Origin of the sequence: Streptococcus mitis SK597, assembly GCF_000148545.1 — a bacterium.
GTDB classification, from domain to species: Bacteria; Bacillota; Bacilli; order Lactobacillales; family Streptococcaceae; genus Streptococcus; species Streptococcus mitis_C.
The window spans coordinates 18,575-43,574 of sequence record NZ_AEDV01000043.1 but is presented as its reverse complement, the minus strand read 5'-3'; the positions used below and the strand labels follow the sequence as shown (position 1 = coordinate 43,574).

Genomic DNA, 25,000 nt, shown 5'->3' with positions numbered 1-25,000 from the left:
TTTTTGTCTTTGGTATTCCTTGGTATTCTTTTGCGAAAAAAGGATACAACGTTTTTGTCGTATCCTAAAAATCTATGTACTTAGCAAAGTGTTCTTTGGCTCCATTATGCGTTTTTGTGATTTTAAAACTTGTTAGCTAATTTTTTACAATCCTGCGAAATCTTTGATTTCTTGTGCTGACATTGAAGAGTCGCAACGGACATTGATTTGTCCATCTGCAATGTGAACGAAGCCTGGTACAGTTGGAATTCCATAGCGTGAGCGGAATGCTTGTAACTCATTGAGTTGGCTTGGTTCTTCACTATTGATGAAGTAGATGTGAGCTTTGGTTTCAGCTACGACACCTGCCAAGGTACCAGCAAATTTACGGCAGTAAGGGCAAGTTTTGCGACCAATAAAGAAGGTTGCAGTTTCTTTTTTATCAAGAGCTTCTTGTGCACGCGCAACTGTAGTGACTTCAAGGTCTTTAATGTTATCTAAAAATTGTTCCATGAGATTACCTCGCTTTCATTGATAAGTCTAGTATGCCATAAAGTTTCTAAAATTGCTTAGATTTGATACGAAAAAAAGATGAGATTGGTTGGTCTCATCTTTTTAGGTCTTTATTTTACAAAAGCATTGATTTCTGCTTCGATGTTAGCAATTTTAGCTTGTGATTCTTCGTTTGTTTCACCTACAACTGCAATGTAGAACTTGATTTTTGGTTCTGTCCCTGAAGGGCGAACAGCAATCCATGAACCGTCAGCAAGTGTATATTTCAACACATCACTTGGAGGAGTTGTTAAGTTTGTAACAGTTCCGTCAGCAGCAGTAGCAGTTTGTGCCTTGAAGTCTTCTACGATAGTGATAGCTGTTGCGTTCCATTCTTTTGGAGCATTGTTACGGAATTTAGCCATAATCGCTTTGATTTGTTCGGCACCATCGACACCTGAAAGGGTAACAGAGATAGTTTTTTCTGCGTAGTAGCCGTACTCTTTGTAGATTTCTTCGATACCATCAGCAAGTGTCAAACCGCGTGAACGGTAGTAGGCAGCAAGTTCAGCAACGACAAGAACAGCTTGGATAGCGTCTTTATCACGTACGAATGGTTTAATCAAGTAACCGAAGCTTTCTTCAAATCCCATCATGTATGTGTGATTGTGTTTTTCTTCGAATTCTTGGATTTTTTCAGCAATAAATTTGAAACCAGTCAAGACGTTGAACATAGTTGCGCCGTAGCTTTCAGCAATCTTTGTTACCAAGTCAGTTGAAACGATAGATTTGCAGAGGGCTGCATTTTCAGGAAGAGTTCCAGCGTTTTTGTGGGCTTCCAAGATGTACTTAGCCATGATAGCACCGATTTGGTTACCTGAAAGGTTGAGGTAGCTACCATCTTTTTGAAGAACTTCAACACCAACACGGTCAGCATCAGGGTCAGTTGCGACAAGAACGTCTGCACCAACTTGACGACCAAGTTCTTCAGCAAGGGCAAAGGCTGCTTGGCTTTCAGGGTTTGGAGATTTTACAGTTGAGAAGTCTGGGTCAGCAGTTGCTTGCGCTTCAACGACTTGAACAGAGTCAAATCCTGCTTGGGCAAGAGCACGACGAGCCAACATTTCACCAGTACCATGAAGTGGTGTGTAGACAATCTTCATGTCTTTACCGAATTCTTCAATCAAGGCTGGGTTGATGTTCACATCTTTGACTTCTTTGAGGTATTCCACATCGACAGCTTCGCCGATAACTTCAATCAAGCCAGAAGCTTTTTCAGTTTCCACATCAGCAACTTCTACCGCAAATGGGTTTTCGATTGCGCGGATATAAGTAGTCAAAGCGTCCGCGTCGTGTGGAGGCATTTGTCCACCGTCTTCACCGTAAACCTTGTAACCGTTAAATGGTGCAGGGTTGTGGCTGGCTGTGACCATGATACCTGCGAAACAGTTGAGGTGACGAACCGCAAATGATAGTTCTGGAGTTGGACGAAGGCTTTCAAATACGTAAGATTTGATGCCGTGTTTAGCAAGAACTGCCGCAGATTCAAAGGCAAACTCTGGTGAGAAGTGACGGCTATCGTAGGCGATTGCGACACCGCGTTCTTTCTCGTTTCCATCTTTTGACTCAATCAAACGAGCCAATCCTTCAGTAGCCTGACGAACAACGTAGATGTTGATGCGGTTTGTACCAGCACCAATCAAGCCACGCATCCCTGCAGTACCAAATTCAAGATTTGTATAGAAGGCATCTTCCTTTGTTTTTTCGTCCATATTTTCTAAATCTTGACGAAGGTAGTCAGGAAGCTCCGCAAAATCAACCCATTTCTGGTAATTTTCTTGGTAAGACATTAAAATTCTCCTTTTTGTAAATTGTTTTAACCGTTCACATTATAGCACTTTTTAGCATTTTAGTAAAACCTTAGCATAAGTTTTTAGTCAATGAACGAATAAGACTATACTATTCATAATTTTGATTTAAGTATGTTAATTACCAACAGAAATGACAACTCAATTTTATCCTATTTATAGTCTCTAAAAATTGAAATTAGACCTTATTTTTTGTATAATTTAGAATAAGGATTATTATATAAGGTCTGTTATATATATATATATATAGAGGTGCTCATGAATAGTCCAGAAAAACAACTAAAATACAGTATTCGAAAAGTAAGCATCGGTGCAGCCAGTATTGTTATTGGGGCGCTCTATCTTTTGATGGGAGCTGGGATTGCTCATGCTGAGGGTGTGGAGTCAGCTAGGGAAGCTAATAGGACATCAAGCCCAGCAGATCCAGAACAGTCTGGAACCGGAGAGACAGGAAACAAACCTGACCTCAGCAATACTGACGCAGCAGCTAGCACCTATAATGCTCCAGTAGCTGAAAATCCGCTAGTAGCTCCAGAAAGTACGAAACCTCGTATTCGTAGTAAAAGAGAATTAGCTGATGGGAACACAAGTAATCCATCGAATGGAGCTACAGGGACTGAATCAGAGCCGACTTCTGGAAATGATGGAGGTTCAGACCCAGCAGAAACAGATCCAGCTTTACTGGATGCTAATCGTAAAGGTGAGACAGTAAAAGAACACCAGCCCGGGGTCATTGTGCCCAAAGACGGAGAAGAGGGAGCGAATGATAAGAATGCCAATCTGAGATTTGATGTCCCTAAGAAAAATCTAACTGCTGAAGAATTATGGGATATTGTAAAAAATATGCCGGATGACTTCCAAAATAATGAACGTTCTTATTTGCGTAATATGAATACCCTTGGGGATGCTCTGAACTTAGAACCAGGTGAAATTAGAGAGCTTCATGACTTCGGTGGTTGGAGTGCCATTGATAAAGAAGGGAATCCTGGTAAATTTGTAATCGGTAAGAAAAATGAGCAAGGCTACTTTACAGGTTGGTATGTCAACGAAAAAGGTGAAAAAATACAAGGTGGTATGCTTGGGGCAGACGCCTTAGATAACATCTATGTGCACGAACAAGCCTTAGATCGTCGTTTTAAATACATGCTCATGCTTGTTAAAGGACGTACACGAGCTAATCGAAACGAAAAGGTTTCAGATAATTCGGATTATGATCCACGTGCTCAAAATGAACGTGCAGGTGCTTCTTATGATAAACTTCCATTTTTAGAAAAGGATACCTATAAAAAATATTCTCCAGGTGTCGTTGGATATAATGGGATAGAAAAGCAGTTTACTGCCTTTTCTCCTGCCTTCGGAAGCCGTGTTCGTGTGGAATTTGTAACAGGGTATATCTCAGATATTAACGGTTCTAAAGGAACCTATCGAGTAGTCATTAAAACTAAGGATACTGCTGGCAAAGAGAAGACGGTATACGATGAAACCATTCACCGTGTAGCCGAAATCGTTCAAAATGAAAACTTGTACAAAAAAGGTTTGGATGTAGAACTGGCGCACAAAACTGTTTTGAAGTTTTTTACATATGAGTTTGATTACCGTGTTAATAAAATTCGTAATGAGAAAGTAAAAAATAGTCCATTAAGTAAGGTAAACAAAAATAAATATACAGAAGCACAAAAAGAACTGTACAATAAATTTGAAGCAGAAGCAAGGGAAGAAGCCAAAAAACAAGGCGATATTGTGTTAAATGTTACGGAAGACTTCTTAAGTATAGAAAAATCAAAAGCAATAGATTCAGAGTGGAAAAAAACATTTACAAACACATCTCAGTCAATTGCAAAGCTATCAAACGAATTAAATACTTTATTGAAATTTGCTGATCAAGAGACTCCTAATACTCCAACTTGGATAAACGCGAGTAAGGAGGCAGCTAAAGCTAAAGCCGATGACAGAGCATATAAACTACTGAGGACTCTTATACCAGGCGCTAAGAAAATTACCTATCATGTTAAGGATGATCAGCTAGAAGTTGAAACAGATAAATACACATATACTGCCGCTAGAAATGGTAGTAAGGAAGCGGGTATCCAAGGGTCAAATATAGAAGCAACTGCAAGTGCCGATGAATATAATGCTAATCGCCAAACCTTTGAGAGAGAGAATACAAATACAAAAGCAAATGCCCTTAATAATGGCTGGGCTAGAGCTGGTTCTGAAGAGTTCAAAAACTTCTCCCACTATGTAGGGGTAGATAAAGGGATTGTGCGAACGAAGGTACTGACTGATAAAGAACTATCTGATAAGATTAGGGACGCAGTGGGTCCTGGAGATAGCAATCTAGGAAAAGGTGGTTACTTCTCTACTGGGGATGTTTTATTAGGAAAAGATGTTGTTTCTTATACCGTACAAGTATTTTCAGAGAATAATAACAGAGTAGGGGTAAATCCTCAAAGTCACCGTGTTCAGTATAATCTCCCAATTCTAGCTGACTTTTCAGTCATCCAAGATACTGTGGAACCATCACGAAACGTTGTTGAAAAAATCATTCCAAAATTAAATATTCCACCAGCAGAGAAAGATAAAATAACCGAAGAAATCAAGAAAAAGAAGAAAACATCAGAATTGACAGAACTAATCTCAGGAAATGTGAAAGTTCGTTATGTTGATGAACAAGGGAATTTATTATCATTAAAAAATGACACTGGAATTGGAGAAAAAGAAAGCGACGGAATCTACATTACCAATAAAAGACAGCTTATTGGTACCAGCTATAATGTCACAGATAAAAAACTCAGCACTATCTCAACGACTAATGGGAAACATTATAGAGCCAAAAGAGATTTAGGGGAAAATTCTGATCCTACTGAAGGAAGTATCGTAAACGGAGTCAGAACGATCACTTATGTTTATGAGGAGCGAGAAGCACCTACTACCGCTACAGTAACAGCCAATTACTATAAAGAAGGTACCCAAGAGAAGTTGGCGGAGTCTGTTATACAAGCTGATTTAGCGATAGGTTCTGAATATACCACAGAAGCAAAAACTATTGAAGGGAAAACAACAACTGAGGACAAAGAAGACCGAGTTATCACAAGGAAAACAACATACACCTTGGTAGCAACTCCTGAAAATGCCACAGGAACTGTACCAGAAGACGGTGCAACCGTTAACTACTACTACCGTGAGAATGTTGAAGAAACAGTGGTTCCCAAAACAGAAGATGTAAAAGAAACCAAAACCGTTACTCGTACCATCAAGTATGTCGATAAAGCCAACGAAACAAAAGAAGTGGCTGATTCAGTAACGCAAACAGTTGAGTTAACAAGAACCAACAAGCGTAACAAAGTGACAGGTGAAGTAACAGAAGGCGCTTGGTCAACAGGTACATGGGCTACTCAAGTCTCTCCAACCGTCACTAACTATGACGCACCAGATACAGAAAGTGTAGCGGAAGCAACGGTTACTTCAACGACAGACAATACGACAGTCGTGGTGAAATATCCGCAAGCTATAGAAGATGTAAAAGAAACCAAAACCGTTACTCGTACCATCAAGTATGTCGATAAAGCCAACGAAACAAAAGAAGTGGCTGATTCAGTAACGCAAACAGTTGAGTTAACAAGAACCAACAAGCGTAACAAAGTGACAGGTGAAGTAACAGAAGGCGCTTGGTCAACAGGTAACTGGGACGAAGTGGTATCGCCAGAAATTGCAAATTATGGTAAACCAGATTTACCAAAAGTATCGAATGAAGAAGTAACAGCAAATTCAAAAGATACAACTATTTTGATAAGGTATGACCGTTTATCAACACCAGATAAACCAACTCCAGAAAAACCGGAAATTCCAAACCCTCAGGAGCCCGGTACCCCAGATGTACCTAATCCAGATAAACCAACCCCACAACCAAATCCAGAGCATCCAAGTGTTCCGACACCAATCCCAGAGCCAACTCCAGAACCAGATACTCCAAGACCTGAAACTCCAGTGAATCCAGACTCAGAAGTTCCGACTTATGAGACAGATAAGAGAGAGGTAAGAGAGAGGAGTTTGCCCAACACAGGTACAGAAGCGAATGCTACCTTGGCTAGCGCTGGTATCATGACCTTGTTAGCTGGTCTAGGATTAGGATTCTTCAAGAAAAAAGAAGATGAAAAATAAAGCTCTTTATCAACTGTAGCAGGTTGAGAAAAGCTAAGATTAAGAAGAGGCTGAGAAAAAAGCCTCTCAAATCAGAAAAACGCATAGTATCAGGTATTGAAAAACTTGAGACTATGCGTTTTATTGTGGGAAGATTTACTTCATTTTGTTTTTTCTACTCTTTTTCCGAATAAATAGATAGAGCCAGAGAATCTAGTAAACCTAGATTTAAAAATGTGCTATAATGAAAGGAGAAGAAATATGACTGTACGTCATCCGGGCATCAGTCCAACCAATGACTTGGTAGCTAAGAAAATCTTTAGCAATCCGGAAATCACTTGTCAATTTATTCGCGATATGCTGGATCTGCCAGCCAAAAATGTAACCATTTTGGAGGGAAGCAATATTCACGTCTTGCCTTCCATGCCGTACTCGGCCCAGGATTTCTATACCAGTATAGATGTTTTGGCGGAGTTGGATAATGGAACGCAAGTAATTATTGAAATTCAAGTTCATCATCAGAATTTTTCCATCAATCGCCTGTGGGCGTATCTGTGTAGTCAGGTCAATCAAAACCTAGAAAAAATTCGCCAACGAGAAGGTGATACCCACCAGAGTTACAAACACATCGCACCAGTATACGCTATCGCAATTGTCGATAGTAATTACTTCTCAGATGACTTAGCTTTTCACAGTTTCAGTATGCGCGAGGATACGACAGGTGAGGTTTTAACAATTACAAACAATGGACAGGAAAACCATCTGGTTAAGATGGCATTCTTGGAACTAAAAAAATACAGAGAAACCAGCAAAGACGAGGTTCGCAAGCCGTGGTTGGAGTTTTTCGGGAACAAGCCCTTTACTCAACAACCCGAGCGAGCCATCAGCCAAGCAGACCAACTGCTAGACTACAAGAGCTGGTCCGAGGAGGACAGGAAAATGTTTAGTCAATTACGTATGCGAGAAGAACAAGCCTTGTTAGCACAGGACTATGCCTTGGAACAAGCTGAGGAAAAGGGTATTGAACGTGGAAAACTGCTTGCTTTTTTAGATATGGTTCGTAAGCATCTTTTGACATCTGAGGTTGCCAGTCAGCAGTTGGGTATGTCAGTATCTGAGTTTGAGGCACTATTGTAAACGAGTGAAAATATTTTACAGCTATCTTACAAAATAAATAGAGTTTCTAATCCAAATATTTTTGAATACTGAGAATAAGCAGAGCTGGTTTTTCTAGGATATTTGGGTTAATACTTACCATTATCTTGAATGCCTTAGGGAAACATGCTATACTACTTGTATGATTATTTTACAAGCTAATAAAATTGAACGTTCTTTTGCAGGAGAGGTTCTTTTTGATAATGTCAACCTGCAGGTTGATGAACGAGACCGAATTGCCCTCGTTGGGAAAAATGGTGCAGGTAAGTCTACTCTTTTGAAGATTTTGGTTGGAGAAGAGGAGCCAACTAGTGGAGAAATCAATAAGAAAAAAGATATTTCTCTGTCTTACCTAGCCCAAGATAGCCGTTTTGAGTCTGAAAATACCATCTACGATGAAATGCTTCATGTCTTTGATGACCTGCGTCGGACTGAGAAACAACTTCGTCAGATGGAGTTGGAGATGGGTGAAAAGTCTGGTGAGGATTTGGATAAACTGATGTCAGATTACGACCGCTTATCTGAGAATTTTCGCCAAGCAGGTGGCTTTACCTATGAAGCTGATATACGAGCGATTTTAAATGGATTCAAGTTTGACGAATCTATGTGGCAGATGAAAATTGCCGAGCTTTCTGGCGGTCAAAATACTCGCTTGGCTCTAGCCAAAATGCTCCTTGAAAAGCCCAATCTCTTGGTCTTGGACGAGCCAACCAACCACTTGGATATTGAAACCATCGCTTGGCTAGAGAATTACTTGGTAAACTATAGCGGTGCTCTCATTATTGTCAGCCACGACCGTTATTTCTTGGACAAGGTTGCGACAATTACGCTAGATTTGACCAAGCATTCCTTGGATCGCTATGTGGGTAATTATTCTCGTTTTGTCGAGTTGAAGGAGCAAAAGCTAGCTACTGAGGCAAAAAACTATGAAAAGCAACAGAAGGAAATCGCTGCTCTGGAAGACTTTGTCAATCGTAATCTAGTCCGAGCTTCAACGACCAAACGTGCCCAATCCCGTCGTAAACAACTGGAAAAAATGGAGCGTTTGGAAAAGCCTGAAGCTGGCAAGAAATCAGCCAATATGACCTTCCAGTCTGAAAAAACGTCTGGTAATGTTGTCTTGACAGTTGAAAATGCAGCCATTGGTTATGATGGGGAAATATTGTCAGAGCCAATCAACCTAGACCTTCGTAAAATGAATGCTATTGCGATTGTTGGTCCTAATGGTATTGGCAAGTCAACCTTTATCAAATCAATCGTGGACCAGATTCCATTTATCAAGGGAGAAAAGCGATTTGGGGCTAATGTTGAGGTTGGTTACTATGACCAAACCCAAAGCAAGCTGACACCAAGTAATACGGTGCTTGATGAACTTTGGAATGATTTTAAACTGATACCAGAAGTTGAAATCCGTAACCGTCTAGGTGCCTTTCTTTTCTCTGGTGATGATGTTAAAAAATCAGTTGGCATGTTGTCAGGTGGAGAGAAAGCTCGTTTGCTTTTGGCTAAATTATCTATGGAGAACAACAACTTCCTGATCCTTGACGAGCCGACCAACCACTTGGATATTGATAGTAAGGAAGTGCTAGAAAATGCCTTGATTGACTTTGATGGAACTATTCTATTTGTCAGCCACGACCGTTACTTTATCAATCGTGTAGCAACTCATGTTCTAGAATTATCTGAGAATGGCTCAACTCTCTACTTGGGAGATTACGACTACTATGTCGATAAAAAGGATGAAATGGAAGTCAGTCAGATAGAGGAAACTTCAACTAGCAATCAAGTAAAAGAACCGAGCCCAGTCAATGATTATCAAGCTCAGAAAGAAAGTCAAAAAGAAGTTCGCAAACTCATGCGACAAATTGAAAATCTAGAAGCTGAAATCGAAGAGTTAGAAAGTCAAAGTCAAGCCATTTCTGAACAAATGTTGGAAACAAACGATGCCGAAAAACTGATGGAATTGCAGGCTGAGCTGGACAAAATCAGCCACCGTCAGGAAGAAGCTATGCTTGAATGGGAAGAATTATCAGAGCAGGTGTAAAGATGGAACATCTTGGAAAAGTATTTCGTGAATTTCGGACAAGTGGAAATTATTCTTTAAAGGAGGCGGCAGGGGAGTCTTGCTCTACCTCTCAGTTATCTCGCTTTGAGCTTGGGGAGTCTGACCTAGCAGTCTCACGTTTCTTTGAGCTTTTGGATAACATTCATGTAACAATCGAAAATTTCATGGACAAGGCAAGGAATTTTCACAATCATGAACATGTTGCAATGATGGGACAAATTGTGCCTCTTTACTATTCCAATGATATTGCAGGTTTTCAAAAGCTTCAAGAAGAACAACTTGAAAAGGCTAAGAGTTCGACAAATCCCCTCTATTTTGAGCTAAACTGGATTTTGTTGCAAGGTCTGATTTGTCAAAGAGATTCGAGTTATCATATGAAGCAGGATGATTTGGATAAGGTAGCAGATTATCTCTTCAAAACAGAAGAATGGACCATGTATGAGTTGATTCTTTTCGGTAACCTCTATAGTTTCTACGATGTGGACTATGTCACTCGGATTGGTAGAGAAGTTATGGAGAGGGAGGAATTTTACCAAGAGATTGGTCGCCATAAGAGATTAGTGTTGATTTTGGCCCTCAATTGTTACCAGCATTGTTTAGAGCATCTTTCTTTTGACAATGCAAGCTATTTTGAGACTTATACAGAGAAGATTATTGGTAAAGGTATTAAGCTTTATGAGCGTAATATTTTCCATTACCTAAAAGGCTTTGCCTTATACCAAAAAGGACAGTGTACAGAAGGCTGTAAGCAGATGCAAGAGGCCATGCATATTTTTGACGTGCTAGGTCTTCCAGAGCAAGTAGCCTACTATCAGGAACACTACGAAAAATTTGTCAAAGATTAATTTTCCCAAATAAGGGAAAAATGAAAAAGCTCCTTTCGGTTTTGATACAATAGTTTCAAAATTTGAGAGGAGTTTTTATATGAATCGCTATGCAGTACAGTTGATTAGCCGTGGAGCTGTTAACAAGATAGGGAATATGCTCTATGATTATGGAAATAGTGTCTGGTTGGCTTCCATGGGGACTATCGGACAGACAGTTTTAGGAATGTATCAGATTTCTGAACTCGTCACATCTATTCTCGTCAACCCCTTTGGCGGAGTCATTTCAGACCGTTTTTCTCGTCGTAGGATTTTAATGGTGACAGACCTTGTTTGTGGGATTCTTTGTCTAGCTATTTCTTTTATAAGGAATGACAACTGGATGATTGGGGCTTTGATTGTTGCTAATATTGTGCAGGCTATTGCTTTTGCCTTTTCTAGACCTGCAAATAAGGCCATTATCACAGAATTGGTAGAGAAGGATGAGCTGGTCCTCTACAATTCTCGTTTGGAGTTGGTCTTGCAAGTTGTCAGTGTGAGTTCTCCTGTACTCTCTTTTCTGGTCTTACAATTCGCAAGTCTTCGCATTACCTTGGTATTAGATGCCCTTAGTTTTTTTCTCGCTTTTGGTTTGGTAGCCTTGCTTCCAAAGAAAGAAGAGAAGACTTTGGGTGAAAAGAAACTCACATTCAGAGTTATTTTTTCTGATATCAAGGAGGGGGTTCACTATATTGTGAAGCAAAAGGAAATCTTCTTTTTATTAGTCATGGCTTCAAGTGTCAATTTTTTCTTCGCAGCCTTTAATTATCTCCTTCCCTTTTCAAATCAGCTATATGGAGTACAAGGTTCCTATGCCACTATTTTGACAATGGGTGCTATCGGATCTATTGTTGGGGCTTTGTTAGCTAGTAAGATTAAAGCTAGTATGGAAAAGCTTTTGTTGTTATTAGCTCTGACTGGACTTGGAGTGATGATAATGGGATTCGACTTCCCCACCTATCTTGCTTTTTCAGGGAATTTCATTTGTGAACTATTTATGACGATTTTCAATATTCACTTTTTTACTCAAGTACAAACCAAGGTTGATGGTGAATATCTGGGTAGAGTCCTTAGTTCGATTTATACCTTAGCTATACTATTTATGCCAATTGCAACAGGTTTGATGACCTGGCTTCCAAGTGTCCATCTTTATTCTTTCTTGATTATTGGACTTGGAGTTGTAGCCTTATCTTTCTTAGCTCTCGGATATGTTCGAACTCATTTTGAAAAAGAGACATAAGTTTGCTAGGACTTCAAAAATAATTCCAATCTAAGTGTTTTTTCCGCCCTTCTCGTTTGTGAGGAGGGCTTAGTTTATGGTAAAATGGTTTTATGAATAAAAGAATGAATGAGTTAGTCGCCTTGCTTAATCGCTATGCGACTGAGTACTATACCAGCGACAATCCGTCGGTTTCAGACAGTGAGTATGACCGTCTTTACCGTGAGTTGGTTGAGTTAGAAACTGCCTATCCAGATCAAGTGTTAGCAGATAGTCCGACCCATCGTGTTGGTGGCAAGGTTTTAGATGGTTTTGAAAAATACAGTCATCAGTATCCTCTTTATAGTTTGCAGGATGCTTTTTCACGTGAGGAGCTTGAAGCTTTTGATGCGCGTGTTCGTAAGGAAGTGGCCCATCCAACCTATATTTGTGAGTTGAAAATCGATGGCTTATCTATCTCGCTGACTTATGAAAAGGGGATTTTAGTTGCTGGGGCAACGCGTGGAGATGGTTCTGTTGGGGAGAATATCACGGAAAACCTCAAGCGTGTTAAGGACATTCCTTTGACCTTGCCAGAAGAACTAGATATCACCGTTCGTGGGGAATGTTATATGCCACGCGCTTCTTTTGACCAGGTCAACCAAGCTCGCCAAGAAAATGGAGAGCCTGAATTTGCCAATCCTCGTAATGCGGCGGCAGGCACCCTGCGACAGTTGGATACAGCAGTAGTTGCCAAGCGCAATCTTGCAACGTTTCTCTATCAAGAAGCCAGCCCTTCAACTCGTGACAGCCAAGAAAAGGTTTTGAAGCACCTAGAACAACTAGGTTTTGTGGTCAATCCTAAGCGAATCTTGGCTGAAAGCATGGATGAGATTTGGAATTTTATCCAAGAAGTAGGAGAGGAACGGGAGAATCTGCCTTATGATATCGATGGGGTGGTGATCAAGGTCAATGACTTAGCAGGCCAAGAAGAACTCGGTTTTACCGTCAAGGCACCAAAGTGGGCAGTGGCCTACAAGTTCCCAGCTGAAGAAAAAGAAGCTCAACTCTTATCAGTTGATTGGACAGTTGGCCGTACGGGTGTTGTAACCCCAACTGCGAATCTAACACCAGTACAACTAGCTGGTACAACTGTTAGCCGTGCGACCCTGCACAATGTGGATTATATTGCTGAAAAAGATATCCGCAAAGACGACACGGTCATCGTCTATAAGGCTGGGGACATCATCCCTGCCGTTTTACGTGTGGTAGAGTCCAAACGGTTTTCTGAAGAGAAACTAGATATCCCAACAAACTGCCCAAGTTGTGACTCTGACTTGTTGCACTTTGAAGATGAAGTGGCCCTACGTTGTATCAATCCGCGTTGCCCTGCTCAAATCATGGAAGGTTTGATTCACTTTGCTTCTCGAGATGCCATGAATATCACAGGCCTTGGTCCATCTATTGTTGAGAAACTCTTTGCTGCCAATTTGGTTAAGGACGTGGCAGATATTTATCGTTTGAAAGAGGAAGATTTTCTCCTTTTAGAGGGGGTTAAGGAAAAGTCCGCTGCTAAACTGTATCAAGCCATTCAAGCATCTAAGGAAAATTCTGCCGAGAAACTCTTGTTTGGTTTGGGAATTCGTCATGTCGGAAGCAAGGCCAGTCAGCTATTACTTCAACATTTTCATTCAATCGAAACTCTGGCTCAGGCAGATCCAGAGGAAGTGGCTAGTATTGAAAGTCTGGGTGGCGTGATCGCCAAGAGTCTTCAGACATATTTTGCGACAGAAGGCTCTGAAATTCTCCTCAGAGAATTGAGAGAAGCTGGAGTCAATCTGGCCTACAAAGGTCAGACTGTAGTAGCAGATGCAGCCTTGTCAGGTTTGACCGTGGTATTGACTGGAAAATTGGAACGTCTCAAGCGCTCAGAAGCTAAAAGTAAACTCGAAAGTCTAGGTGCCAAGGTAACAGGCAGTGTGTCTAAAAAGACCGACCTCGTCGTGGCAGGAGCAGATGCTGGAAGTAAACTTCAAAAGGCACAAGAACTTGGTATTGAGGTTAGAGACGAGGTATGGCTAGAAAGTTTGTAACAATGACAGAAGAAAGAAAACGTGCGCGTTTAATTTATAACCCAACCTCAGGGCAGGAAATTATCAAGAAAAATATAGCAGAAGTGCTGGATGTTTTGGAAGATATTGGCTATGAAACCAGTGCCTTTCAAACGACTCCAGAACCTCTTTCAGCACAAAAAGAAGCTGAGAGAGCAGCCAAAGCTGGTTTTGCTTTGATTATTGCTGCAGGTGGTGATGGAACAATTAATGAGGTAGTCAATGGGGTTGCCTCGCTCGATAAGAGACCTCGGCTTGCCATCATCCCAACAGGTACGACTAATGATTATGCGCGTGCCCTAAAAATTCCAATAGGGGATCCTGTTGCAGCTGCTCAGATTATCACTAAAAACGAAACCATTCATATGGATATTGGCCGTGCTTTTGAGGATAAATATTTTATCAATATTGCCGCTGCGGGTACTCTAACAGAATTGACCTACAGTGTTCCAAGTGAAGTCAAGACGCGTCTTGGTTATTTTGCCTATGTTGCTAAAGGCATTGAAATGTTTCCTAAGACCAAGGTTCGTCCAGTGAGAATCACACACGATCAGGGGGTCTTTGAAGGAGAGGTGTCCTTGATTTTTGTTGCCTTGACCAATTCCATTGGAGGGTTTGAGCAGTTAGCGCCTGATACCAAGTTAGACGATGGTAATTTTACTCTGATTTTGGTCAAGACAGACAAGCTATTTGATATGTTGGGCTTATTGATACAGGCCATTAATGGTGGTCAGCACGTCTCAGATGTCAATATCGAATACCTCAAAACTAGCAAACTACGTTTAGAAGTTTTAGATGACCAAGAACCATTTATGCTGAACCTAGATGGGGAATATGGAGGAGATACCCCAGTTGAACTTCAAGTCTGCCATCATCACATCGAATTTTTTGTCAATCGATACGAGATTGGTCAAGAATTTATTAGTGAAACAGAAACAAATTAAAAAAAGGAAAAAATAAAAATGTATACCTACCCTATGCGCATTCATTACCATCGCAAGAATGGTGAATACGACACTTGCTCTTTTGTAAAAAGCCATGATCACCGAATTGATTTGCTAACCTACAAAGAAGATTATTTTGGAGCTTTATTTAGCTTTGAACACACAAGCGCTCATCCCTTAGAAAGCTTGAATTTTGTGGTTCATACCGGCCAAACCAGTAAAGAATATGCTATCCGTTTTAATCACTATCCCCTATTAACAGAGGTCTGGATTTTGGAAGGAGATGATAAGATTTATTACTCTGAAAATCCTGCTATTGCCAGTCCTTTCTATAAAAATCAAAATCCTTTTGCCTTTGATAAGGCTATTAACAGTGCTAGTTTTGACCATCATTGGGGTTACCAAGGGGAATTGGGTTGCCGTGTAGAGGACAATCAGGCTCATTTTTCCCTCTGGTCACCAACAGCGACAGCAGTGCAAGTCCTAGTCTATGAATCAGCTGCTAATGATGCCTCTGTTTGGAAGACTTTTGATATGGAGAGAGGCAATAGCTACTCCTATAATCATAAGGACAATACTATTGGTGTCTGGAGTTTGGATGTTGAGGAAGATTTGACTGGTAAGGCTTATCAGTATCAAGTCCAATTCCCTCACCACCAAACACTGACACGTGATCCTTATACTATCGCGACCAGTCCTGATGGCAAACGTTCAGCTATTTTGAGTCATGCAGAAAAGCAGGTTGCAAACTTCGAGGTCAAGCACGGTTCGGAGGCTACTTGGCGCTTGGAAAATCCATGTAAGGCAGTTATCTGTGAAATGCACATTCGTGATTTGACCCAATCACCGACCTCAGGTGTGGATGAACATCTTCGAGGAACGTTCTTGGGTGCTGCTCAGACTGGAACGGTTAACCAGTACGGTCAGTCAACTGCTTTTGATCACATCAAGAAGTTGGGCTACAATTATGTTCAGTTGCAACCAATTGCAGACCGTCACAAAGAATACGATGAGGATGGAAATATAACCTACAACTGGGGTTATGACCCACAAAACTATAACGCGCCAGAAACTAGTTTTTCAACTAATCTAGATGATCCAGCTCAGGTCATTCGTGATTTGAAAACCATGGTTCAAGCTTATCACGATGCGGGTATTGGTGTCATTATGGATGTGGTCTATAACCATACCTTCTCAGTTGTTGATGCACCTTTCCAAACAACTGTCCCTGATTACTATTATCGTATGAATCCAGACGGTACCTTCCAGAATGGAACGGGTGTTGGAAATGAAACAGCCAGTGAACACGAAATGTTCCGCAAGTACATGATTGATTCTCTTCTATACTGGGTGCAAGAATACAATATTGACGGTTTCCGTTTTGACTTGATGGGGATTCATGATGTCAAGACTATGCAGATGATTCGTCAAAGTTTAGATGAAGTTGATCCTAACATTATTCTTTATGGAGAAGGTTGGGACATGGGAACAGGTCTTGCCCCTTATGATAAGGCTAAGAAAGACAACGCCTACGAAATGCCAAATATTGGTTTCTTTAATGACAATCAGCGTGATGCTGTCAAAGGTGGAGAAGTTTATGGTGCTATCAAGTCAGGTTTTGTCAGCGGTGCTGCGACAGAGCCAATTCTAGCCAAAGCAATCCTAGGAAGTCGTGAATTAGGAACCTATACACATCCAAATCAGGTGCTTAACTATGTAGAAGCCCATGACAATTACAATCTTCACGATTTATTGGCAACCCTTCATCCAGACCAAAGTTCAGAACAAATCATGCGCAAGGTTGAGACAGCCACAGCTATGAACCTACTCATGCAGGGGATGGCCTTTATGGAAATCGGTCAAGAATTTGGTCGTACCAAACTCGTTGCGACTGGTGAGAATGGTGAGTTGACACATGATGATAGAGAGCGTGCGATGAATAGCTATAATGCTCCTGACAGTGTGAATCAAGTCAACTGGGACTTGATTAATGAGCGTCAAGACAGTATTGAATTTATTCGTCAAGTCATCCGATTGAAGACAAAAACTGGTGCCTTTTCTTACTCTAGCTATGATGAAATTTACCATCATGTCTTTGTGCATTCTGCGATTGAACATAGCGGCTGCCTTATCTATGAAGTTCATGGGAAAGAACACCTCTTGGTGGTTGTGAATGCTAAATCAGAACCCTATCAATTTGAAAATGCAGGAAATTTAGCTATGTTGGTAACTAACAGTCGCTCAAAAGAAGACAATGTGTTAGATGATATTAGCCTAGCCGTCTTGAGTGTTTTATAAAGACCATCTATCTCGCTATTCTAACACATCATTGGAAGTGAACGAATAGAAAGAACTTAGCTGATAACTCACTTGTATAGAAAATTTGATAAATATTTTCACGAAACAAGGCATCCTATCAAAGTGTTTGAACACTTGATAGGACGTCTTTTTGTTTTAAAGACTTTTATAGTAGATTGAAATAAGATGTGAACAAATCGATTAGGAAAGTCAATTAATATATAGAAATATTTTAGCAGTCGTGGAGTACTATTCTTGATTCAATATACTATACCTAGATTCTGTTTCAGTAATCTATATCAATTATAGAGAATACTCATTCACGCTCTTCGAAAATTTCTTCAAACCACATTAGCTTCGCCTTGACGTAGTAGATTCCTAGTCTGATTTTTTTATTTTTATTGAGTATACTTTGAACAATCAAGCTTGTGAAAATAATCTCAAAAATTTTGCAAAAAGGGTTGTAATTTTCTGAAAATTTGGTAAAATATATCTTAATCATTTTCAGGAGGACGAGAATTTGACAAGATATCAGAATTTAGTAAATGGAGAATGGAAATCATCTGAAAAAGAAATTACGATTTATTCACCAATCAATCAAGAAGAATTGGGTACAGTTCCAGCTATGAGCCAAGCAGAAGTTGATGAGGCTATGAAAGCTGCGCGTGCAGCCCTGCCAGCATGGCGAGCTTTATCAGCAGTTGAACGTGCGGCTTATTTGCATAAAACAGCAGCTATTTTAGAACGTGATAAGGAAGAAATTGGTACTATCCTTGCCAAAGAAGTAGCAAAAGGGATTAAAGCAGCCATTGGAGAAGTAGTGCGTACAGCAGACTTGATTCGGTATGCTGCTGAGGAAGGTCTCCGTATCACTGGACAAGCAATGGAAGGTGGTGGTTTTGAGGCAGCAAGTAAAAACAAACTGGCTGTTGTTCGTCGTGAGCCGGTTGGAGTCGTGCTAGCTATTGCTCCCTTTAACTATCCAGTCAACCTTTCCGGATCTAAGATTGCTCCGGCCTTGATTGCAGGGAATGTGGTCATGTTTAAGCCACCAACACAAGGTTCTATTTCTGGTCTTTTGTTGGCTAAAGCTTTTGAAGAAGCAGGGATTCCAGCAGGTGTTTTCAATACCATTACAGGTCGTGGTTCAGAAATTGGGGATTATATCATTGAGCACAAAGAAGTCAACTTCATCAACTTTACAGGTTCAACTCCAATCGGAGAACGTATTGGTCGTTTAGCTGGTATGCGTCCTATCATGCTGGAGCTTGGCGGAAAAGATGCAGCTCTTGTACTAGAAGATGCAGATTTGGAACATGCTGCCAAGCAAATTGTTGCGGGTGCCTTTAGCTATTCAGGCCAACGTTGCACGGCCATTAAACGTGTCATTGTTCTCGAAAGTGTAGCAGATACATTAGCTACTTTTCTTCAAGCAGAGGTTGCTAAATTAACAGTTGGTGACCCATTTGACAATGCTGATATTACACCTGTTATTGACAATGCTTCAGCCGACTTTATTTGGGGCTTGATTGAGGATGCACAAGAAAAAGGGGCTCAGGCTCTTACACCAATCAAACGTGAGGGCAATCTTCTCTGGCCAGTTCTTTTTGACCAAGTGACAAAAGATATGAAAGTAGCATGGGAAGAGCCATTTGGCCCTGTTTTACCAATTATTCGTGTGACTAATGTAGAAGAAGCAATTGCCTTTGCCAACGAATCTGAATTCGGCCTTCAATCTTCAGTCTTTACAAATGATTTCAAAAAGGCCTTTGAAATTGCTGAAAAACTTGAAGTGGGTACAGTTCATATTAATAATAAAACCCAACGTGGTCCAGATAATTTCCCCTTCCTTGGTGTCAAAGGTTCTGGTGCTGGTGTTCAAGGAATTAAATATAGCATTGAAGCGATGACAAATGTCAAATCCATTGTTTTTGATGTGAAATGAAATGTAAAATCAGGAAATTGTTTTCCTGGTTTTGTTTTTTACTTTAAAACAACAATTTTATTAGTAAAATGACGAACTTTATGATAGTATTGTAAAAAAACAATTCGTTTTCATAATCTGTTTGAAAATTTCTTGATTTACAAGTGAATACATCAGTGAATTTGTTGAAGACTTTCAAAAGATTTTTTTGCAAATTCCGTAATTTACTTGAATCTTCCCTAAAAAGGTAGTATAATAAATCTATAGAAAACGCTTACAGAAGAAGGGGAGGTATTATGGATAAAAGAGAAGCTTTGCGCACATTTATGACAGGAGAAAATTTTCACCTTCAGCATTATCTAGGAGCACATAGGGAAGAACTAAATGGAGAGTACGGTTATACATTTCGTGTGTGGGCTCCCAATGCTCAGGCTGTCCACTTGGTGGGGGATTTTACCAATTGGGTAGAAAATCAAATTCCGATGGAACGAAATGAATTTGGAGTTTGGGAAGTCTTTACCACTCTTGCTCAAGAAGGCCAAATTTATAAGTATCATATCACACGCGCAAATGGTCATCAGCTGATGAAGATTGATCCTTTGGCTGTACGGTATGAGGCACGACCTGGTACTGGAGCTATTTTAACAGAGATTCCAGAAAAGAAATGGAAGGATGGGCTTTGGTTAGCTCGCAGAAAACGTTGGACTTTCTTTGAACGTCCTGTCAATATCTACGAAGTTCATGCTGGATCGTGGAAGAGAAATCCAGATGGAAGTCCTTATAGTTTTGCTCAATTGAAAGATGAACTCATTCCTTACCTAGTTGAGATGAACTATACTCACATTGAGTTTATGCCTTTGTTGTCTCACCCTCTCGGTTTGAGTTGGGGTTACCAGCTTATGGGTTACTTCGCTTTAGAGCATGCCTATGGTCGCCCTGAAGAGTTTCAAGATTTTGTTGAGGAATGTCACTTAAACAATATTGGGGTTATTGTAGACTGGGTACCTGGTCATTTCACCATTAATGATGATGCCTTAGCTTATTATGACGGGACACCGACTTTTGAGTACCAAGACCATAATAAGGCTCATAATTACGGTTGGGGTGCACTCAATTTTGACCTTGGAAAGAATGAAGTCCAATCCTTCTTGATTTCTAGTATTAAGTTTTGGATTGACTTTTACCATCTAGATGGTATTCGGGTGGATGCAGTTAGCAATATGCTCTATCTTGACTACGATGATGCTCCATGGACACCTAATAAAGATGGTGGCAATCTCAACTATGAAGGATATTATTTCCTTCAACGCTTGAATGATGTCATTAAACTAGCACATCCAGATGTGATGATGATCGCAGAAGAAAGTTCGTCAGCAACCAAGATTACGGGAATGAAAGAGCTTGGTGGTCTAGGATTTGACTACAAGTGGAATATGGGCTGGATGAATGATATCCTCCGATTCTATGAAGAAGATCCGATTTATCGTAAATATGACTTTAACCTGGTGACTTTCAGCTTTATGTATGTTTTCAATGAAAACTATATCCTACCATTCTCGCACGATGAAGTGGTTCACGGTAAGAAGAGTATGATGCACAAGATGTGGGGAGATCGCTATAATCAATTCGCAGGCTTACGCAATATCTACACTTACCAAATTTGTCACCCTGGTAAGAAATTGCTCTTCATGGGTAGCGAATACGGCCAATTCCTAGAATGGAGATCTGAAGAGCAGTTGGAATGGTCTAATCTAGAAGACCCTATGAATGCTAAGATGAAGTATTTCACTTCTCAGCTAAACCAGTTTTACAAAGATCATCGCTGTCTGTGGGAAATCGATACCAGCTATGATGGTATTGAAATCATTGATGCAGATAATCGAGACCAGAGTGTTCTTTCCTTCATCCGTAAGGGTAAGAAGGGCGACATGCTAGTCTGCGTCTTTAATATGGCACCTGTTGAACGAAAAGATTTTACAATCGGTCTGCCTGTTGCAGGGATTTATGAAGAAGTCTGGAATACTGAGTTAGAAGAGTGGGGAGGCGTTTGGAAAGAACATAATCAAACTGTTCAAACGCAAGAAGGACTATGGAAAGATTATGAGCAGACCTTGACCTTTACCCTACCGGCCATGGGAGCAAGTGTTTGGAAAATCAAACGCCGCTTGAAATCTACTAAAACCGTCACAAATAAAAACCAAAAAGGAGTAGAAAATGAAGAATGAAATGTTAGCTTTGATTCTTGCCGGTGGGCAAGGAACTCGTCTCGGAAAACTCACTCAAAACCTTGCGAAACCAGCTGTACAATTTGGCGGACGCTACCGTATCATTGACTTCGCTCTTTCAAACTGTGCCAACTCAGGGATTCACAATGTTGGAGTCATTACACAGTATCAGCCACTTGCTCTCAATAACCATATTGGAAACGGTTCAAGCTGGGGACTAGACGGTATCAATTCTGGTGTCTCTATTCTTCAACCTTATTCTGCAAGTGAAGGAAATCGTTGGTTCGAAGGGACTAGCCACGCTATTTACCAAAATATCGATTATATCGACAGTGTCAACCCTGAGTATGTCTTGATTCTGTCTGGGGACCACATCTATAAAATGGACTATGATGATATGCTCCAGTCTCACAAGGATAATAATGCCAGCTTGACAGTAGCGGTTTTAGACGTCCCTCTTAAAGAAGCTAGTCGTTTTGGTATCATGAATACAGATGCTAACAATCGTATCGTTGAGTTTGAAGAAAAACCAGCTCAACCTAAATCTACAAAGGCTTCTATGGGGATTTACATTTTTGATTGGCAACGTCTGCGCAATATGTTAGTAGCTGCTGAAAAGAGCAATGTCGATATGTCAGACTTCGGTAAAAATGTCATTCCAAATTACCTTGAGTCAGGTGAAAGTGTCTATGCTTACGAATTTAATGGTTACTGGAAAGATGTTGGTACTATTGAGTCTCTTTGGGAAGCCAACATGGAGTACATTTCTCCAGAAAATGCCTTGGATAGCCGTAACCGTCAATGGAAGATTTATTCAAGAAACTTGATTTCACCACCAAACTTCCTTGGGGCAAATGCACATGTGGAAGATTCTTTGGTTGTCGATGGCTGTTTTGTAGATGGAACGGTTAAACACTCTATTCTTTCAACAGGTGCGCAAGTTCGCGAAGGAGCAGAAGTAGTAGATTCAGTTATCATGAGTGGAGCCATTATTGGACACGGAGCTAAAATCAAACGTGCTATTATTGGTGAAGGTGCAGTTATTTCTGATGGTGTCGAAATTGATGGAACAGAAGAAGTACAAGTTGTAGGATATAATGAAGTAGTGGGGGTAGCAACAGATGAAGATTGATAAATATTCTGCCATTTTAGGAAACACAGTTGGTTTTCATGATATGTCAACATTGACAGACCACCGTCCAGTAGCTAGTTTGCCATTTGGCGGTAAATATCGTTTGATTGACTTCCCGCTCTCAAGTCTTGCCAATGCTGGTGTTCGCAGTGTTTTTGGTATTTTTCAGCAGGATAATATCAGCTCAGTCTTTGACCATATTCGTTCAGGACGTGAGTGGGGCTTGTCAACCCTTCTTAGCCACTATTATCTAGGTATTTACAATACCCGTGTGGAAAGTAGCACAGTTGGAAAAGAATACTACCAACAGCTTCTTACTTATTTGAAACGTTCTGGGTCAAACCAAACGGTTTCCCTCAACTGCGATGTTCTGATTAACATTGATTTGAACCAAGTTTTCCACCTACATAGTACAACAAAAGGGCCTATCACTGTAGTTTATAAAAAACTAGCTAAGAAAGATATTTCAGAAGTAAATGCAATCTTGGAAGTAGATGAAACAGACCATGTTCGTTCTCATAAACTCTTTGATAGTAAATCATCAGATGAAGTCTATAATATGTCCACAGATATCTTTGTCGTTGATACACCTTGGTTGATAGAACGCTTGGAAGAAGAAGCTAAAAAAGAACATCCAGAGAAGTTGCGCTATGTTTTACGGGATTTGGCTGCAAAAGAGGGAGCTTTCGCCTACGAGTACACAGGTTATCTGGCAAATATTCATTCTGTAGAGTCTTATTACAAAGCTAACAAAGATATGCTTGAATCACAAAAATTCTACTCTCTCTTCTCACCAAATCAAAAGATTTATACAAAGGTCAAAAACGAAGAGCCAACTTATTATGCTAATACATCTAAGGTAAGTACTTCTCAGTTTGCCTCTGGTAGTATTATTGAAGGTCAAGTGGCTAATTCTGTTTTATCACGTAATACTCATGTTCATAAGGATAGCCTGGTTAAAGATAGCCTGCTCTTCCCTCGTGTTGTTATTGGAGAAGGCGCTCAGGTCGAATATGCTATCTTGGACAAGGGTGTTGAAGTTGAGCCTGGTGTTGTGATTCGAGGAACTGCAGAACATCCAGTTGTCGTTAAGAAAGGTAGCAAAGTAACAGAGGATATTCATTCATGAAAATTTTATTTGTAGCAGCTGAGGGTGCACCCTTTTCAAAAACAGGTGGTTTGGGAGATGTCATTGGCGCTCTTCCCAAATCACTGGTAAAAGCTGGGCACGAAGTTGCAGTGATTTTACCCTACTATGACATGGTAGAGGCTAAATTTGGAAATCAGATTGAAGATGTGCTTCATTTTGAGGTGAGTGTTGGTTGGCGCAGACAGTACTGTGGGATTAAGAAAACCGTCTTAAACGGTGTAACCTTCTACTTTATTGACAGCCAATATTATTTCTTCCGTGGCCATGTTTACGGTGATTTTGACGATGGGGAACGCTTCGCTTTCTTCCAACTGGCTGCCATTGAGGCTATGGAAAGGATTGACTTCATTCCTGACCTTCTCCATGTTCATGACTACCATACAGCTATGATTCCTTTCTTGTTAAAGGAAAAATACCGTTGGATTCAAGCCTATCAAGGTATTAAAACTGTTTTAACCATTCATAATTTGGAATTCCAAGGACAATTTTCAGAAGGAATGTTATGGGATTTGTTTGGAGTTGGCTTTGAGCGTTATGCTGATGGTACCCTTCGCTGGAACAACTGTCTGAACTGGATGAAGGCAGGTATTCTCTATGCGGATCGTGTTTCAACGGTTTCACCTAGTTATGCTCATGAAATTATGACCAGTCAGTTTGGTTGTAACTTGGATCAGATTCTTCGAATGGAATCTGGCAAGGTATCTGGTATCGTGAATGGGATTGATGCTGACCTGTATAATCCTCAGACGGATGCTCTTTTAGATTATCATTTCAATCAGGAAGATTTGTCTGGGAAAGCCCAAAACAAGGCAAAATTACAAGAGAGAGTTGGCTTGCCAGTTAGAGCTGACGTTCCACTGGTGGGAATTGTTTCTCGTTTGACACGTCAAAAGGGTTTTGATGTGGTGGTGGAAAGTCTTCACCATATCTTGCAAAATGATGTTCAGATTGTTCTTTTGGGAACTGGAGATCCGGCCTTTGAAGGAGCTTTCTCATGGTTTGCTCAGATTTACCCAGACAAGCTATCAGCAAATATCACTTTTGATGTCAAACTTGCTCAAGAAATCTACGCTGCTTGTGACCTCTTCCTCATGCCAAGTCGTTTCGAACCGTGTGGCTTGTCTCAGATGATGGCTATGCGTTACGGAACCTTGCCATTGGTTCATGAAGTTGGTGGCTTGCGAGATACCGTTCGCGCTTTCAATCCAATCGAAGGAAGCGGTACTGGCTTTAGCTTTGACAATCTATCTCCTTACTGGTTAAATTGGACTTTCCAAACAGCTTTGGACTTGTATAGAAACCATCCTGATGTTTGGAGAAATCTACAAAAACAAGCTATGGAGTGTGATTTCTCATGGGATACAGCCTGCAGGTCATACCTTGACTTGTACCATAGTTTAGTTAATTAATAGATAAAATCGTATGATGACTTCATACGATTTTTAGGCTATTTAGA

At 40.5% G+C, this 25,000-nt stretch carries 15 protein-coding genes and 3 pseudogenes; 16 read left to right on the top strand and 2 right to left on the bottom strand.

What is annotated here, in order from left to right; all coding sequences use genetic code 11:
* Positions 1-144: 144 nt before the first annotated feature.
* Positions 145-492, bottom strand: coding sequence for a thioredoxin (locus tag SMSK597_RS07725; protein ID WP_000434635.1), 348 nt, complete (start codon positions 490-492; stop codon positions 145-147).
* Between the two features lie 110 nt (positions 493-602).
* Positions 603-2,321: a phospho-sugar mutase gene (locus SMSK597_RS07720; protein ID WP_000121685.1), complete on the bottom strand. Its 1,719-nt coding sequence runs from the start codon at positions 2,319-2,321 to the stop codon at positions 603-605.
* A 276-nt stretch (positions 2,322-2,597) separates the two neighbouring features.
* Between SMSK597_RS07720 and SMSK597_RS13835 the strand changes: the two are divergent.
* The 16 genes and pseudogenes from SMSK597_RS13835 to glgA form a co-directional block, all read left to right on the top strand.
* Positions 2,598-2,702: pseudogene (locus SMSK597_RS13835) on the top strand (YSIRK-type signal peptide-containing protein); the annotation flags it as partial.
* A gap of 1,759 nt (positions 2,703-4,461) precedes the next feature.
* A pseudogene (locus SMSK597_RS13830) lies at positions 4,462-5,565 on the top strand (MucBP domain-containing protein).
* Positions 5,541-5,783: pseudogene (locus SMSK597_RS13825) on the top strand (mucin-binding protein); the annotation flags it as partial. The pseudogenes SMSK597_RS13830 and SMSK597_RS13825, both read left to right, overlap by 25 nt.
* 66 nt (positions 5,784-5,849) lie before the next feature.
* On the top strand, positions 5,850-6,500 hold the full coding sequence (locus SMSK597_RS13820) for a mucin-binding protein (RefSeq protein WP_029745442.1): 651 nt from the start codon (positions 5,850-5,852) through the stop codon (positions 6,498-6,500).
* 240 nt (positions 6,501-6,740) lie between these two features.
* Positions 6,741-7,616, top strand: a complete 876-nt coding sequence (locus SMSK597_RS0102425; RefSeq protein ID WP_000218325.1) for an Rpn family recombination-promoting nuclease/putative transposase — start codon at positions 6,741-6,743, stop codon at positions 7,614-7,616.
* Positions 7,617-7,776: 160 nt separating this feature from the next.
* Positions 7,777-9,678, top strand: a complete 1,902-nt coding sequence (locus SMSK597_RS07700) for an ABC-F family ATP-binding cassette domain-containing protein (protein WP_000584905.1) — start codon at positions 7,777-7,779, stop codon at positions 9,676-9,678.
* 2 nt (positions 9,679-9,680) lie between these two features.
* A complete protein-coding gene (locus tag SMSK597_RS07695) occupies positions 9,681-10,544 on the top strand; it encodes an Rgg family transcriptional regulator (RefSeq protein WP_004237969.1) in 864 nt (287 codons plus the stop codon).
* A 79-nt stretch (positions 10,545-10,623) separates the two neighbouring features.
* Positions 10,624-11,802: an MFS transporter gene (locus SMSK597_RS07690; protein ID WP_004237967.1), complete on the top strand. Its 1,179-nt coding sequence runs from the start codon at positions 10,624-10,626 to the stop codon at positions 11,800-11,802.
* Between the two features lie 92 nt (positions 11,803-11,894).
* Positions 11,895-13,853 carry an NAD-dependent DNA ligase LigA gene (ligA, locus tag SMSK597_RS07685; protein ID WP_001042578.1) on the top strand — a complete coding sequence of 653 codons (1,959 nt, stop codon included), beginning with the start codon at positions 11,895-11,897 and terminating at the stop codon, positions 13,851-13,853.
* A gap of 2 nt (positions 13,854-13,855) precedes the next feature.
* Positions 13,856-14,815 carry a diacylglycerol kinase family lipid kinase gene (locus tag SMSK597_RS07680; RefSeq protein WP_004237965.1) on the top strand — a complete coding sequence of 320 codons (960 nt, stop codon included), beginning with the start codon at positions 13,856-13,858 and terminating at the stop codon, positions 14,813-14,815.
* 18 nt (positions 14,816-14,833) lie between these two features.
* On the top strand, positions 14,834-17,113 hold the full coding sequence (gene pulA, locus SMSK597_RS07675; RefSeq protein ID WP_000288993.1) for a type I pullulanase: 2,280 nt from the start codon (positions 14,834-14,836) through the stop codon (positions 17,111-17,113).
* Positions 17,114-17,633: 520 nt separating this feature from the next.
* Entirely contained in the window at positions 17,634-19,058 is a 1,425-nt protein-coding gene (locus tag SMSK597_RS07665; protein WP_000199363.1) for an NADP-dependent glyceraldehyde-3-phosphate dehydrogenase, read from the top strand.
* Between the two features lie 275 nt (positions 19,059-19,333).
* Positions 19,334-21,262: a 1,4-alpha-glucan branching protein GlgB gene (gene glgB, locus SMSK597_RS07660; protein ID WP_000361118.1), complete on the top strand. Its 1,929-nt coding sequence runs from the start codon at positions 19,334-19,336 to the stop codon at positions 21,260-21,262.
* Entirely contained in the window at positions 21,252-22,394 is a 1,143-nt protein-coding gene (locus tag SMSK597_RS0102420) for a glucose-1-phosphate adenylyltransferase (protein ID WP_000787246.1), read from the top strand. The genes glgB and SMSK597_RS0102420 overlap by 11 nt, the downstream gene beginning before the upstream one ends.
* On the top strand, positions 22,384-23,523 hold the full coding sequence (glgD, locus tag SMSK597_RS07655) for a glucose-1-phosphate adenylyltransferase subunit GlgD (RefSeq protein ID WP_000687040.1): 1,140 nt from the start codon (positions 22,384-22,386) through the stop codon (positions 23,521-23,523). Before SMSK597_RS0102420 ends, glgD begins: the two co-directional genes overlap by 11 nt.
* Positions 23,520-24,953 (top strand): glycogen synthase GlgA, encoded by a 1,434-nt coding sequence (glgA, locus tag SMSK597_RS07650; protein ID WP_000697308.1) that lies wholly within the window; start codon positions 23,520-23,522, stop codon positions 24,951-24,953. The genes glgD and glgA overlap by 4 nt, the downstream gene beginning before the upstream one ends.
* Positions 24,954-25,000 lie beyond the last annotated feature (47 nt).